Genomic DNA, 14,568 nt, shown 5'->3' with positions numbered 1-14,568 from the left:
CCAAAACCTCGGTATACCTTTTCTCCTATTTATTTTTCTTTTAACACACTATGTAATCGATCAGGATAATTTGTAAACATTCCTGTAGCACCCCATTTCATTAACAATCTCATATCTGGTTTCTCATTAATTGTATAAGGATGAATTAGCAGTCCATTATTTCTAGCCATTTTCATATATGACTCATCAATAATTAGTTCTCCGTTATCATTACGTAAGTTTGGTCCAATACCAACTGCATACTTTTTAATTTCTTGAAAATCTTCATTTGTTACACGTTTCGGTTCATGTGTAATGCCAGACCATTCAACAATTTCATTGTTTTCATTTGGATAATACCAAAGTAGTTGAACTAACGGAATGTTTTTATTCATACTATGAATCTTTGTTAAACTGTCTTTACTAAATGATTGAATCATAACACGACTAGAAGACATGTTTTGACCTACTAAATTATATTTATGTAACAACGCTAACAATTTCTCTTCCATTCCTGGATACACATCTGGTGATTTTGTTTCAATGTAATACTTCATGCTTCTTCCGTACTTTTGGAAAATTTCTTCAAGAGTCGGAACCTTTTGACCAACGTACTCTTGCTTAGCCTTTTCTGGATAAGCTTTATTGAACCAAGATCCTGCATCTAAGCTTTTTATTTCACTTAATGTTTTATCTCGTACTTCACCTGTTCCATTTGTCGTGCGGTCAACTGCTGTATCATGCATTGCAATCAACTGGCCGTCCTTAGTTAACTGAATATCTAATTCCAAATAATCCGCTTTCATTTTTTTCACAAGATCATAAGAAGCAAAAGTATGCTCAGGTGCATGTCCACTTGCTCCGCGATGTGCAATATTTAAAAACTTATTCGTATTCCATTCATGCTTCCCTTCTGCTTTCGCATGAACAGCTCCCCCAGCAAAGATACTTCCCGTCATAAAGAAGATAACTAACACGCTAATAATTTTTCTCATCCTTCTAATCCTTCCTACGCTGCAAATTTCAACAAGTTAATGAGATTTACACGAAATAGAAGATATACTTTCATCATTTTTATAAGTTTATATTAAAATTCCAATCTTACAAATATAATTCCCCTATGTTATTACTATACTATTTATTTTCCATATCCCCCCTATTCACATGTAACCTCCTATTGATTACAGTTCATCAATAAAAAAAGCCATAAATTATTTAAAGGACACTTCTGTATCCCTAAATAAATTTATGGCTTATCTCACATATCTCCGGCCTCGATTAACTTGTCGAAATTAATCATACCAAACCTATTAATATTTGTGAATATTATTTAAATAGATATTTTCTATACTAAAGCAAACGGCGGCATTAACTGCGGACCCTTTCCCATACGTGCCAACACCCAATCATTGTAATACCACATTTCCGTTTGACGACGACTCATCATATAATCCCAGCGTATTTCACGCTCAAATTCGATGATTTGTCCGTCGCCTCCAATTGTCACCCAGTTAAAACTCCCATTATCATGCATCATTTTCACCCATAAAACAGGAAAAGTAACAATTTCTCCTTCACCTTTATACTGTCTCGTTTGTTTTTCTATACGAATTAAAGTTAAACCACTTGCATATTGTTGATCAACCTTTTCCATTACATCCATTGCTATTTGTTCAGCATCATCTTTACGAGGCAGTTTATTTGAGTATACCGGCATCATATTCGTATAACTTAATAAACACTTATCATTTTGAGTAGTAATGGTTGTAATATGAGCACCGCCATAATGTAACAACTCTTCCGCCTGATAGCGCTTGATGAAAACTTGTACACCGTCACGTAATTCTTCATGCTCCCGTACTAACTTTACACACTTCGGAAGTGGTAATAACATTGACACTTCTTTACTACAATTTTGAAAAGTATTATATTGATTCGCCATTTAACATCTCTCCCTTATATATAATTCTTCTGGAACATGTGTAAGAAATTCCGTTAGCTCCCCCGCATAATATACATATAATTCATGCATCGCCCTCGTACATGCTGTGTAAAATAAATTGCGTTCAGACTCCCTATAATAACTTTCATGAGAAGCATCAAATATAATAACAGCGTCAAACTCTATCCCTTTCGCCAAATAAGCAGGAATAACAACAACGCCTTTCTCATAAGTTGTATTCTCTTTTTTCATAAGATGGACGTGTAATGTATTCCCTATTAACTCCATCACTTTCATACATTCTTCATTTGTTTTACAAATAACTGCAATCGTTTTATGTTCTTTTTCTTCTAACTCTTTCACCTTAAAAATCATATTTTTTACATGCTCTCGTTCATCACTTACTTTTATATAAACGGGCTTCTTACCATCCCTGTTAAAAGCTTCAATATCATTTCCATTTGGAATCATACACTTTGTAAATTCAATGATTGGTTTTGTCGATCGATAACTCCGGTTAAGCTGGACTGTTTCTACTTTACGATTTGCAAATAATGCGGAGATAAAATTGTTCTCTCTATTGTAATCATGAGAGAAAATATTTTGATTGAGATCACCAAGTAATGTCCATTTCGCCTTCGGAAATAGTCGTTTTAGAAATGCTAATTGAAAGGATGTATAATCCTGCACTTCATCGATAAATACAAATTTCACAAGATGATTCGTTTTAAAACCTTCAAGTAATTCTTTTAAAAACAAATACGGCGTAACATCTTCATTTGCTAGCTGTTTATCCTTCAAACGCTTCACTGTCTGCTTACATATATCTTCCCAGCAATCTGGTACGAAAATATCTGTCTGCTTACTTTCAAATAACTGCTCAAAAATTGCAGGATGATTTACAAAAGCAAATTTTTTCACCTTTCTACGTAGCGAACGAAAATGTTTCTTCACTACATATTTCGTTAATAACTCATGTTCTTTCTCATAATAATCAAATTGATTATCTTTCTCTATTTTTTCATATATGCGATTGTAATCTTCTTTATTTAAATACTGAACTTCTCGTTCCACCCAATCTTTTTTCGCTTCTATCTTTTCAAAATCATTTAACTTCCGAAGAACCCATTCCATTGTAAGTTGCATTCGATTCGGTATAGCAATAGACATGTCTAGACTATAAAAATAATCACATATGGATTTTGCTTTTATAAGTACTTCACTTTTACATGTAACATCATGAAAGTGTAAACCTTTTTCCCCTAGACTTTTCGCGTATTTCTCAAGTAGTCCCATAAATTCAACCGAGGATTTATATTGAATTCCCTTCACTCTAGTTTCATACGTACTTTCATGCTTCTTCGTTAATACGTATTCTAACTGCGCAAATGAATTTTCTACAGTAAAGCTTTTTCCAATCACATGTTCCACATACGCTTGAAAAGTCGTTTGTTGCATATTCTCTTCCCCAAGCTCTGGCAAAACGTTTGCAATATAACTATTGAACAACTCATTCGGAGAAAACAGTAACATTTGATCCGCATGAACCGTGCCGCGGTAATGATACAATAAATAAGCAACGCGCTGCAGTGCCGCTGAAGTTTTCCCGCTCCCAGCAGTTCCTTGCACAATTAACACATCACTTTTATCGTTTCGAATAATTTGATTTTGTTCTCTTTGTATTGTCGTTACAATGCTTTTCATTTGTTCACTTGCATTTCGTCCCAGTGCTTCTTGTAATAATTCATCACCTATCGTCACACCTGTATCAAACATACTTTGAATCGTTCCGTTTCGAATCATGTATTGACGTTTTAAAAGCAAATCACCTGAAATCGTACCTATTGGCGCTTTATACTGTGCCCTGCCTAAAGTGTAATCATAATAAAGACTCGAAATAGGTGCTCGCCAATCATATACTAAAAACTCATCATTTTCTTTATCATAAAAAGAGCCGATACCGATATACATTTCATCGGCATCCGCTTCATCATCTTCTTTAAAATCAATCCGGCCAAAATACGGCGTTTCTTTTATTTTCGTTAAAAGGTTATATTCATTTTTCATATGACGATGTGTATGTTCTCTTTCAGCGAGAAGCTCTGCCTCTTGCCTAATACTCGCCGCCGTTTCAACCGCTTCTTTAATATTATCTATATTTACTTTTACATCTTCCCAAAAGTTTTTCCTAATACCAACAATTTCAGACTTCACCGATCCAACTCGGCCATCAAGCTCTTTCAGTTCTTCATCTACTTTTTCAATGACTATATTTACACGTTTTTTCTCTTCTTTATAATGATTCATATAATCTCCCCTTCTCATACTGTTTGAAATCCTTATATGATACGTAACTTTTTACTTTCGAAAAATGCCACAGGCAACAATTTCCCATGACTTTTGGAACTCTTCGTTTATCCTCTCTTCTTTCCATCTCTCAGAAAAGGCAGGATGATAAAACACTGAAAGTAACCGAAATAGCGTATGCGCTAAAAACAAACTATCTTGTTTTTCAATCTCATTGCGCTCTATTCCGCGATTTATCACATTCTCCAGTTGTCCAACTAATCTTTCTTCATGCTTTTGAATTACCTTATTCTTTTGCTGCACTAATGAACTATTCAATGTAAATAACTCTTCGTTTTCCAGCAACTCTTTCTTTTTAAGCTGAAATAAACGAAAGAACCACTCTTGTAAAATGCTTTCCGTCTCTCCATCTTTTCCTGCAATTTTCTCAAGCTGATCCGAGTATTTGAACAGCCACCTTTCTAAAATAGCATCGCGCAGCGTTGCCTTACTCCGAAAATAAGAATATAAAGCTGCATGACTAACATCAAGTGACTTCGCAATACTAACAAGTGTCGTTCTGCTCCATCCATATTTCATTAACTCTTTTTCCGCTGCATCTAAAACAATATTTTTCGTTAACGCCTTATCTGTCATTTTTCTCACCGTCCATTTTATTTACATAACAATATCATTCCAATAACAACTTACATTTTTTATTTTTTGTAAGCTAAGTGCAAAAAAATACTATTTCAATTAGGTTATAAGATTAACACATCCTCTTTCAACTTACAATATTTTTATTTTGTAAGTTGAAAGCATAATAGAAGAATTGCCTTATATAAGACAATTCTTCCTCGTTACTTAAAAATTACATAATAAATGATTCATTACTTCATTAAGTACTGCATCTGGATTTGCTACCTCTTTTTCCAAACGCCATCCTATAAAACCATCTGGTCTAATTAATACAGCTCCGCCATTCTCTATCCCATATAATTCACGAAAAACATTTTCTTGAGCAATAAAGTCTCCACTTCCCCCTACTCGATACAGTTTAATATTTATTCCTAATTTAGATGAAACATCAAATACAGCTTCAGCCCAAGAGCTATTGTCTACTCCAGTAAGTAATACAAAATTGTTACCAAATAAGTCTAATATAGAAGCTTCTTTCCCTTTATACATCCCCCAAAAGTGCGGTGCTCGTGTTCCAGGTCTTCCGTTCAACTCTACGCTATCCATTCTATTTGGAATGATTGAGTCATCTATAATCGCCGCTGAACAATACTGATATCCAACTGTAACAGCTAAACCGTCCATATTATTCAAACTGCCTTCCTCTCTATTCGCAGCACGAAACAGTAAACTACTCGCATAATCTGTCGTTAATTTTGCAACAGGATATCTCTCTTCATGATATGTTTCTTACAATTTTGGTTTTGCCTTGCCTTTTATAACAGCCGCTAATTTCCAAGCTAGATTGTGCGCATCTTGTATTCCTGTATTGGAACCAAACCCTCCAGTTGGCGGCATAATATGTGCAGAATCGCCAACTAAAAAAACGCGATTATCTTGAAATTTTGTAGCAGTACTTTCAGTCGCTTCCCACGGTAAAACACTTACTATTTCTGACTCAATATTTGTACTTCCAATTGCGGTTTGAATAATTTGTTTACAACGTTCTATAGTGAAATCCTCTGGTCTCTCTCCTTTTAATGGATCATAGGATACATGGTAAATCCATCTTCTTTCGTTATCGACTGGAATGAGTGCACCAAGAACTTCTGGATGAAGTACCCTAGAAAAACCAAATGCATCTCCTTGTATAAATTCGCTTAAATCAGCTTCAAAATAAATATTCATATAATAGCCACCGATTGTACCTCGTCCCTCCGTACTTATCCCTAGCTGCTCACGTATTTTACTTTTCGCTCCATCCGCTGCAATTACATAGTCACAATGTATGACACTTTCTTTTTCTGTTTCACGATTTCTAATCGTTGTTTTTACCCCGTTTTCATTTTGTTCATAAGAAACTAATTCATGATAAAAAGATAATTCTCCGCCTAATGTTCTCGCTTCTTGTAACATCATCTTTTCTAAAGTAATTTGATAACAAGCAGTTTGTTTTGATGGACTAATCTCTTCTATTTTCTGAAGTAACTTTTCATCATTTTCATACTGATTCGCCCTCATTTGTGCCAATTCTTCCTGATTCGCCTCAGCTATTGTATGAACCGCTATTCTTCCTCGGCAATTTTCTAACGCTTTACCCGCTGATCTAATTCTTTGTTCTAAACCTAATTCTCGAAATAACTCCATCGTACGAAAAGTAATTCCACCCGCTTTTGGATGAATTGCAGTAGACGGATGCCTTTCAATAAGTAAGTACTTAATGTTATGTTTTGCAAGGAATAACGCAGATGCTAATCCTGATAATCCCCCTCCAACAATTAAAACTGGTACATCATTCGATTTCATATATTTATCCTCCACATCATTGTTCTGAGCTCAGTGACATAAATATAATCAAAAAAACAACAAAAATATAGACTTATATTTCATTTTAAAGTATCATATAGATAGATTACGCCCCAAATTACTTTTACTCTTTCATATATCTATAATCCACTTGTATTATGTATGTATGAAAGAGTAAAACGAAACAACTCACTTTAAAATAATAAAAACATGATAAGCGGTCGTAACCCTAAAAATTATCCAGGGTTACGACCGCTTAATTTTTTGTTCAATGGCTTAACTATCCTCATCTAGAAACAACGTATTATTAAATCATTTTCTATTTTAAAACTTTATCCATTCCAATATGTAATTCTTTTCTACCCCCTTTATCATTTTCAACATAAAAAATTCATTCGTCTCGATTTTCTTTCCCAATATTGCAGTTCATACAACAATCATGTAGCATTACGGTATCGAAATAATGGTCCATCATCTTAAACCTTTCGACTAATTTTTGGAGGTAAAGTGATTGAAATGAATAAACAAGAACAATTAAATGTTATAAAAAAAGATTTTATTGATTCTCAAAAAGTATTATTGGCAATTGGCGATGAAACACGTCAAGCTATTTTGTTAGTTCTCATGGAAACGGAATGTCAAACCGGATTACGTGTAGGAGAAATTACGAAACAAACACACCTTTCTCGACCAGCGGTATCACATCACCTTAGAATTTTACGAGAAGCCGGTATTATTTTAATGCGAAAAGAAGGTACAAAAAACTTTTATTATATTGATATACGTACAAAATTAAGTTTATTAAAAAATCTTGTATTAGATATTGAAAAGCTATTGCACAACTTTTATCCCACTTTAACGGGCAGTAAGACCCCACCTCAAAATTCAGCGAAAGCAAATAATTTAGATAGGGGATCAACTGCCCATAAAAGTCCGATAGGTGAGGGCTGATAATCAGTGGGGGATGAAGCCCCCCACAGTTTCATTTTATTGAAATTTGGAGGTATAAGAAATGAAAGCGATGATAATTGATAAATACGGAAAAGTCCCAATGCATATGACAGAGGTACCTACTCCTGAAATAAATGAGTATGAAGTGCTCGCAGAAATTCATGCAGCTAGCATTAACCCAATTGATTTTAAAATACGCGATGGAAAGGTAAAAATGTTACTGAAATATGAAATGCCTCTAATCCTTGGGAATGACTTTTCCGGTGTCATTACGAAGGTTGGATCAAAAGTAACTCGTTTTAAAGTCGGTGATGAAATATATGCTCGTCCAAGAAAAAATAAGATTGGTACTTTCGCGGAATATATAGCCATTCATGAAGATGATATAGCCTTAAAACCGAAAAATTTAAGTTTTGAGGAAGCTGCTTCAATTCCACTCGTTGGCTTAACATCCTATCAAGCTTTACATGACATTATGCACTTACAAAAAGGTCAAAAGATTTTAATTCACGCTGGATCTGGTGGTGTTGGTACTTTCGCAATTCAGTTAGCAAAAATAATGGGTGCTACTGTTACAACGACTGCTAGTGAAGCTGGTGCGAATTTAGTCAAGTCTCTTGGTGCAGATGAAATTATTAATTACAAAACAGAAAAATTTGAAGAAATACTAACAAATTATGATGCAGTATTTGATACAATTGGCGGTACAACACTTGAAAAATCATTCAACATTATAAAAAGCGGTGGCAACATTGTTTCCGTTTCAGGTACGCCGAATGCTCGATTCGGTAAAGAATTCGGTTCAGGATTTTTCAAAACTTTCTTATTTTCATTAGCAAGCAAAAAACTTACTGCACTTGAAAAGAAGCATAATGCTCAATATTCATTTTTATTTATGAAGCCAAGCGGGGATCAACTACGCACTATTGCAAACTATATTGAAGCTGGCAAAATCAAACCTGTAATCGATCGCGTTTTCCCTTTTGAGGATGCTCAAAAAGCAATGGAATATTCAGAGGCTGGCAGAGCAAAAGGAAAAATAATCGTAAAAATTAAGTAATAATAAAAACTTCATTTTTTAAAATGGAGTTTTTATATTTGCTGTTAAATAGACATAGTGTACTGAAGTCCTTACAATAGATTGCAAGGGGAAATATCATATTATACTTTTAGCTAATTTTACAAAGAATACATACGTACAAATACATAATAAAAAAATAAACAAGGAGGAGATAAAATGACTAAAAATAATGAAGCAGGTTGGAATTTAGACAATAGTTATGCTACTTTGCCACATTCATTTTATACAGAAATCCCCCCTACTCCCGTAAGTTCACCGGAGTTAGTTAAGCTAAACCATTCACTTGCAATATCTCTTGGCTTTAATCCCGAAGAACTGAAGAAAGAAACCGAAATTGCGATTTTCGCCGGTAATGCACTACCAGAAGGAGCTCATCCATTAGCTCAAGCGTATGCTGGTCATCAATTTGGACATTTTAATATGTTAGGCGACGGTCGTGCTCTTTTAATTGGTGAACAAATTACTCCTTCAGGTAAACGTTTTGACATTCAGCTGAAAGGTTCTGGCCCTACTCCGTATTCACGCCGCGGTGATGGTCGTGCTGCACTTGGTCCGATGCTACGTGAATATATTATTAGCGAAGCAATGTATGCACTTGATATCCCAACTACCCGCAGTTTAGCAGTTGTCACAACAGGCGAGCCAACCTATCGTGAAACAAAGTTACCTGGAGCAATTTTAACTAGAGTCGCAAGCAGCCATATACGCGTCGGTACATTTCAATATGCTGCAGCTCGCGGCTCAATCGAGGATCTTCAATCGTTAGCTGACTATACAATAAAAAGACATTACCCAGAAATTGAAGATCATGAAAACCGATATACTGCATTGCTACAAGAAGTCATCAAAAAACAAGCCAGCCTCATCGCTAAATGGCAACTTGTTGGATTTATTCACGGCGTAATGAATACTGACAATATAACGATTAGCGGTGAAACGATTGATTACGGCCCTTGTGCATTTATGGACCATTACGACCAAGGAACTGTATTTAGCTCTATTGATACACAAGGCCGCTACGCATATGGAAACCAACCATATATGGCCGCATGGGACCTCGCGCGATTAGCAGAATCTTTAATACCAATTCTGCATGAAGATGAAGAAGAAGCATTAAAAATTGCTCAAGACGAAATTTCAAAATTTAGCGTACAGTATGAAAACCTGTGGTTCCTTGGAATGAAAAAGAAATTAGGACTATTTAGCAACGAAGAACAAGATCATTCACTTATTGAGCAACTTTTAAAAATGATGGAGAAATATAAAGCGGATTACACTAATACATTCCGTTCATTAACTCTTAATACGTTAGAAAATACCCCTCTATTCGATAGTTCTGAATTTAAAGAATGGTACAAACTGTGGCAATCTCGATTAGAAAGACAAGAAGAATTGCAAGAAAATGCCTACGAAATGATGAAAAATAATAACCCATCCATCATTCCAAGAAACCACCGTGTAGAAGAAGCATTAGAAGCAGCTGTTACAAATGGCGACTATAGCGTAATGGAGAAGCTTCTTGAGGCTCTAGCAAATCCTTATGCGTATGCTACAGAGCAAGAAGAATACTGCGTTCCACCTGCGCCTACGAATCGTCCTTATCGTACTTTTTGTGGGACTTGATTGTTTAATATGTAAAAAGGTGTGTTCATACAAATTGTGTGAACACACCTTTTTTATATCCTCACCTCTCAACTAGAACTTTAAAATGCCTCTTCACCAATTCCTTTCTTTACTCCAAAACAAAAACATCACTATTCCAATTGGCTTACTAAAATATTTGTTAAACAAATATTGAGAAATAAAAATCATATTTCTAAATATTGTTATTTTTGATACTATATTTTATAAGAATATTCAAAAAGTGAGGGGATTTCATGAACGTTCAACTACAAGGTAATGAACAAGTTACAAAATTATTTAATGACTGGTATTTAGCTATGCTAAAACAAGATGTGTCCCAAGCGACAAACTTAAAGCATGAAATTGAGGAAAAGAAACTAAACTTCGAGGAAGATGAAAATTTAGCATTATATCATTCCTTACTAGAGTTTCGACATAAAGTTTTGACAGATAGTTTAAGTATTTCAAAAGATAGCTTTGATAAAATAGATTCTTACGTAATCTCATCCAATCATCCACTGTCTTACTACTATCATTTTTTTAAAGGCATTTATGCAACTTTAACCACAGACTATAACTTAGCTAGCGAACATTATGAACAGGCTAAGTTATTATTAGTAAATAACACTGATAATCTAGAGCATGCTGAATTTTATTATCGAATGGCGATTTTCCATTATCACTTTTACCAACCAATTGAATCTATTGAATATGCAACTAAGGCTAAAGAGATTTTCGATAAACAAACTGGCTTTGAAGTTAAAGTTGGATTATGTAAAAATACATTAGGTGCCTCATTTGTATATTTAAAACAATATGAACAAGCGGAAGAGCAATATAATTCAGCAATACATCTTTTACAAAAATCTGATGAAAAAGAATTAATTTTAAGTGTACGTAATAATTTGGGTTGGTTATATGCCAGTCAAAACCTCTCCACACTCGCAATCCGTCACCTATCAGAAGTGACCGAAAAGAAACCAACACATTTCAAGGCTCTCTTCTTGCAAGCAAGAGAACACTCTAAACTAGATGAAACAAGTATCGCTGAAGGATTAATCCAAAAAGGGTTAAAAATTTGTACGGAATTAAATAATGAAGAATATATATATCATTTTAAAATTCTAAACGAACTAAATAATAATGTTAGTTCTGAAGAATTAGAAACAATTATCCTTAAAGGAATTACGTTTTTCGACAAAGAATTATTATATAACTACACTCAAGAATACTCAGAAAAATTAGCTGTTAAATTTTATAGTGAAAATAATCACATTAAGGCAAGTGAATATTTTCATAAAGCGTTACAAGCAAAAGAAAAAACGTTTGAGAAAGGGGCATTGAAATGATTAAAAAAATTAGCTCTGTTTTTTTAGGACTATCTGTTTTCGGTATTTTGGCTACTGGTATTCATAATTCATTTACATACCAAGCGGGTCATGCTGATCTTCCTGCACCACAAAGACCTGACCTTGTTCAATCCGTTGACGTAAGTAAAGACTATAACTCAACAATAGCTGAAAAAACACTTTAGAAAACGAAAGACCTTCATTAAGAAGGTCTTTTTTAATAAGCTTATTTAGAATATTTCCCTTTCATATAGGCTTTATTTTCTCATCAACTCCGCAATCCCCTTACTCCCCTCACTATCAACTTTCTCAAGTTCCTCCACAACTAATTTCCGTCTCCCCACAGAATGATTTTGACTTAGCTTTGCTTTTCCTTCTATTTTACTAATCTTAATTTTAAAACCAATTATCCCCTTACTTAATCCCGCCATATAATTCGGATCTACATCATCAAATGAGTAGGCACTCTGTGGATCTTCATATGTATGTACTAACTCTTGAAGAGAATCTATTAATTCCTGTTCTTCTTCAACAATTTCTAATTCACCCTATACATGCACTGCAACGTAATTCCATGTTGGTACTGCATTGTTTGTTTCATACCATGACGGCGATATGTAACTGTGTGGCCCTTGGAATATAGCGAGTACTTGTTGATTCCCACTATCTTTCCACTGTTCATTCGGCCGTGCGAAATGACCATGTAACGTGAGTGTTTCCCTATTTAACAACAACGGCAAATGTGTTGCATATGGTTCCCGTTATGTTGAGAAAATAATGTCGCAAAGCTATTTTGTTCAATTATTTCGTACTTCATCTCTTCATCTTGTATTGCAAAGTATTTTGGTATATACATAAACTCCCTCTTTTCCACTCTTTTATTTCTCATTATATTTAAGTCTCGTTTCATTCAATAGGGCCAGTTTGTATTTCTTTTACAATAGCAGCTTTCTATCCAAAAAGAACAGGCGGCATATACTCCATGCCGCCTTAGTTTATTTCTTCTAATATATTTGTAATAAATTTCGTCTTACCTTCACTGTAGCTCGTTCTACTTTTTGATTCTCTTGCTAACTCGTCCTTTAAACGACCATATTCACCAGCAACATCTTCATGTTCACGAAGGTAATCCCGAAACGCTATATGTTTTCTTAACTCTTCACTATTTTTATCACAAACATATAAATGATGTTCCATCCAAACTGTACTTTCTTCACTCCACGGAACGAAAGCATCCTTTCTGCCAAACGCCTCTCTCCCTTTGTAACTCCATTCTGCCTGATGATAGTATCCTATCGTTTCAAGTTTTTTTACTATTTCAGGAAAGATTTCATAATCTTCTATTACAATATCAATATCTAATATTGGTTTTGCTGCAAGCCCTTTAATAGATGTACTCCCAACATGTTCAATGGATAAAATGCTGTCTTCCATTACATCGTTAATGAGAGTTTGTAGCTTATTAAATTCACTTTCCCATTTGATGTTATATTCTTCGATAGTAATTCTTTGTTTCAATGTATCCCTCTCCTCAAAAGCAACTATAACCTCTGAATATGAGTATCCTTAAAATCTGTCTCATATTTCAATCCATATCCAAACATTCGATCCATTCCAATATGTGCTGTCCATATTAAACCAATCATTATAACCGTATCTACCTTAAAATAGACTCCTATGATAGCTATTACTATCGATATAATATATGTGTGACATATATTATAAATTTTAGCCCCAACATGATTATTTATACCATACGCTAACATTGATAAATCCGGAGCTAAAAGGAACAGAAAAAATATTATCCAACTAAATTCATATACTGAATACGCATAAATCGCAGCTATGAAAACAACTATCCCTTCAAAATGTACAATACGTTTTTGCATTCTTTATCATTCCTATTTTTCTATATTTACCGATAAAGTTTCATCACTGAAAGTATCCTTTGCATTTTTTGACCAGATGGTTGCTAATATTGGTCCTGCAATGTTATGCCATACTGCAGCTAATACACTTGGGAGTGCGGCAGCTGGTCCAAAATGTGCTGTTGCTAGCGCAACACCTAGGCCTGAATTTTGCATTCCTACTTCTATTGAAATAGCTCTTCTTGTCCCTTCATCTAGTCCAAGTACGAATGCTGTTATATATCCGAGTAAAAAACCAAATGCATTATGAAGCATAACTGCGATAAAGATAAGAAGTCCTGAAGAAGTAATGCTACTTACATTTGCTGAAACTACCGCTGAAACAATAATGATAATTGCTAAAACTGATATGAAAGGGATAACGGTCATTCCTTTCGTAACAGTTTTCGGGAAAAACTTCTTCACTACTAATCCTAAAATAATAGGTATGATAATGACTTGTACGATAGAAAGAAACATAGACATAGGATTAACCGGCATCCATTGTCCTGCAAGCAATAGTAAAATAAGAGGTGTAGCAATTGGTGCTAGTAACGTTGATAATGATGTCATTGCAATAGACAACGCTAAGTTCCCTTTTGCTAAATAAACCATAACATTTGATGCAGTGCCACCCGGTACTGAACCGAGTAACACTAATCCAGCTGCTAATTCGGCTGGCAGATTCATAACGTAGGCTAGTACGTATGCGACAAGTGGCATAATAATAAACTGAGCACATACACCGATAATAACTGGCAATGGTTTTGTAGCAATGATTTTAAAATCAACAGCCTTTAACGTTAATCCCATCCCAAACATAACAACCCCAAGTAAAATCGTTATGTAACTAGTTAACCCTAGAAATGGAGCAGGAATAAAATACGCAATAGCTGCAATACAAATAACCCAAAATGCAAAATACTTTCCAGCTATATTACTTATCGCTTCTAGTACTTTCACCCA

Annotated in this window: 11 protein-coding genes and 3 pseudogenes; 5 read left to right on the top strand and 9 right to left on the bottom strand. The window is 34.6% G+C overall.

What is annotated here, in order from left to right; genetic code table 11:
* Positions 1–29 precede the first annotated feature (29 nt).
* From ACTFRS_RS01055 to ACTFRS_RS01035, 5 genes and pseudogenes are all read right to left on the bottom strand, one after another.
* Positions 30–974: a glycerophosphodiester phosphodiesterase gene (locus ACTFRS_RS01055; RefSeq protein WP_016718163.1), complete on the bottom strand. Its 945-nt coding sequence runs from the start codon at positions 972–974 to the stop codon at positions 30–32.
* 350 nt (positions 975–1,324) lie between these two features.
* On the bottom strand, positions 1,325–1,921 hold the full coding sequence (locus ACTFRS_RS01050; protein WP_440024477.1) for a hypothetical protein: 597 nt from the start codon (positions 1,919–1,921) through the stop codon (positions 1,325–1,327).
* Positions 1,922–4,228, bottom strand: coding sequence for an RNA polymerase recycling motor HelD (gene helD / locus ACTFRS_RS01045; protein ID WP_440024478.1), 2,307 nt, complete (start codon positions 4,226–4,228; stop codon positions 1,922–1,924). It abuts the gene before it with no gap.
* Positions 4,229–4,279: 51 nt separating this feature from the next.
* Positions 4,280–4,864: a TetR family transcriptional regulator gene (locus ACTFRS_RS01040; RefSeq protein WP_440024480.1), complete on the bottom strand. Its 585-nt coding sequence runs from the start codon at positions 4,862–4,864 to the stop codon at positions 4,280–4,282.
* Positions 4,865–5,071: 207 nt separating this feature from the next.
* Positions 5,072–6,691 (bottom strand): annotated as a pseudogene (locus ACTFRS_RS01035) (FAD-dependent oxidoreductase).
* 507 nt (positions 6,692–7,198) lie between these two features.
* Between ACTFRS_RS01035 and ACTFRS_RS01030 the strand changes: the two are divergent.
* The 5 genes and pseudogenes from ACTFRS_RS01030 to ACTFRS_RS01010 form a co-directional block, all read left to right on the top strand.
* A pseudogene (locus ACTFRS_RS01030) lies at positions 7,199–7,540 on the top strand (ArsR/SmtB family transcription factor); the annotation flags it as partial.
* 163 nt (positions 7,541–7,703) lie between these two features.
* Entirely contained in the window at positions 7,704–8,702 is a 999-nt protein-coding gene (locus tag ACTFRS_RS01025) for an NADP-dependent oxidoreductase (protein ID WP_139866262.1), read from the top strand.
* Between the two features lie 177 nt (positions 8,703–8,879).
* Positions 8,880–10,346: a protein adenylyltransferase SelO gene (locus ACTFRS_RS01020; protein WP_440024482.1), complete on the top strand. Its 1,467-nt coding sequence runs from the start codon at positions 8,880–8,882 to the stop codon at positions 10,344–10,346.
* 254 nt (positions 10,347–10,600) lie between these two features.
* Positions 10,601–11,695, top strand: coding sequence for a RapH N-terminal domain-containing protein (locus ACTFRS_RS01015; protein ID WP_014893568.1), 1,095 nt, complete (start codon positions 10,601–10,603; stop codon positions 11,693–11,695).
* Positions 11,692–11,880 (top strand): Phr family secreted Rap phosphatase inhibitor, encoded by a 189-nt coding sequence (locus tag ACTFRS_RS01010; protein ID WP_014893567.1) that lies wholly within the window; start codon positions 11,692–11,694, stop codon positions 11,878–11,880. Before ACTFRS_RS01015 ends, ACTFRS_RS01010 begins: the two co-directional genes overlap by 4 nt.
* Before the next feature lie 72 nt (positions 11,881–11,952).
* On the opposite strand, the pseudogene ACTFRS_RS01005 reads toward ACTFRS_RS01010, so the two are convergent.
* The 4 genes and pseudogenes from ACTFRS_RS01005 to ACTFRS_RS00990 form a co-directional block, all read right to left on the bottom strand.
* Positions 11,953–12,551: pseudogene (locus ACTFRS_RS01005) on the bottom strand (FMN-binding negative transcriptional regulator).
* A gap of 134 nt (positions 12,552–12,685) precedes the next feature.
* Positions 12,686–13,213, bottom strand: a complete 528-nt coding sequence (locus ACTFRS_RS01000; protein WP_440024484.1) for a GrpB family protein — start codon at positions 13,211–13,213, stop codon at positions 12,686–12,688.
* A gap of 23 nt (positions 13,214–13,236) precedes the next feature.
* A complete protein-coding gene (locus tag ACTFRS_RS00995; RefSeq protein WP_440024486.1) occupies positions 13,237–13,584 on the bottom strand; it encodes a DUF4260 domain-containing protein in 348 nt (115 codons plus the stop codon).
* A gap of 12 nt (positions 13,585–13,596) precedes the next feature.
* Positions 13,597–14,565, bottom strand: coding sequence for a bile acid:sodium symporter family protein (locus tag ACTFRS_RS00990; protein WP_242294107.1), 969 nt, complete (start codon positions 14,563–14,565; stop codon positions 13,597–13,599).
* Positions 14,566–14,568: the final 3 nt, after the last annotated feature.

The organism is Bacillus cereus group sp. MYBK139-1 (assembly GCF_051916915.1).
Classification (GTDB): Bacteria; Bacillota; Bacilli; order Bacillales; family Bacillaceae_G; genus Bacillus_A; species Bacillus_A pacificus.
This window is presented reverse-complemented; position numbering and strand designations above follow the sequence as displayed.

What these genes read in the sequence shown, in the direction of transcription:
- ACTFRS_RS01055 (WP_016718163.1), bottom strand. Translation starts at nt 974, where the DNA reads ATGAGAAAAATTATTAGCGTGTTAGTTATCTTCTTTATGACGGGAAGT.
- ACTFRS_RS01050 (WP_440024477.1), bottom strand. Translation starts at nt 1,921, where the DNA reads ATGGCGAATCAATATAATACTTTTCAAAATTGTAGTAAAGAAGTGTCA.
- helD (WP_440024478.1), bottom strand. Translation starts at nt 4,228, where the DNA reads ATGAATCATTATAAAGAAGAGAAAAAACGTGTAAATATAGTCATTGAA.
- ACTFRS_RS01040 (WP_440024480.1), bottom strand. Translation starts at nt 4,864, where the DNA reads ATGACAGATAAGGCGTTAACGAAAAATATTGTTTTAGATGCAGCGGAA.
- ACTFRS_RS01025 (WP_139866262.1), top strand. Translation starts at nt 7,704, where the DNA reads ATGAAAGCGATGATAATTGATAAATACGGAAAAGTCCCAATGCATATG.
- ACTFRS_RS01020 (WP_440024482.1), top strand. Translation starts at nt 8,880, where the DNA reads ATGACTAAAAATAATGAAGCAGGTTGGAATTTAGACAATAGTTATGCT.
- ACTFRS_RS01015 (WP_014893568.1), top strand. Translation starts at nt 10,601, where the DNA reads ATGAACGTTCAACTACAAGGTAATGAACAAGTTACAAAATTATTTAAT.
- ACTFRS_RS01010 (WP_014893567.1), top strand. Translation starts at nt 11,692, where the DNA reads ATGATTAAAAAAATTAGCTCTGTTTTTTTAGGACTATCTGTTTTCGGT.
- ACTFRS_RS00995 (WP_440024486.1), bottom strand. Translation starts at nt 13,584, where the DNA reads ATGCAAAAACGTATTGTACATTTTGAAGGGATAGTTGTTTTCATAGCT.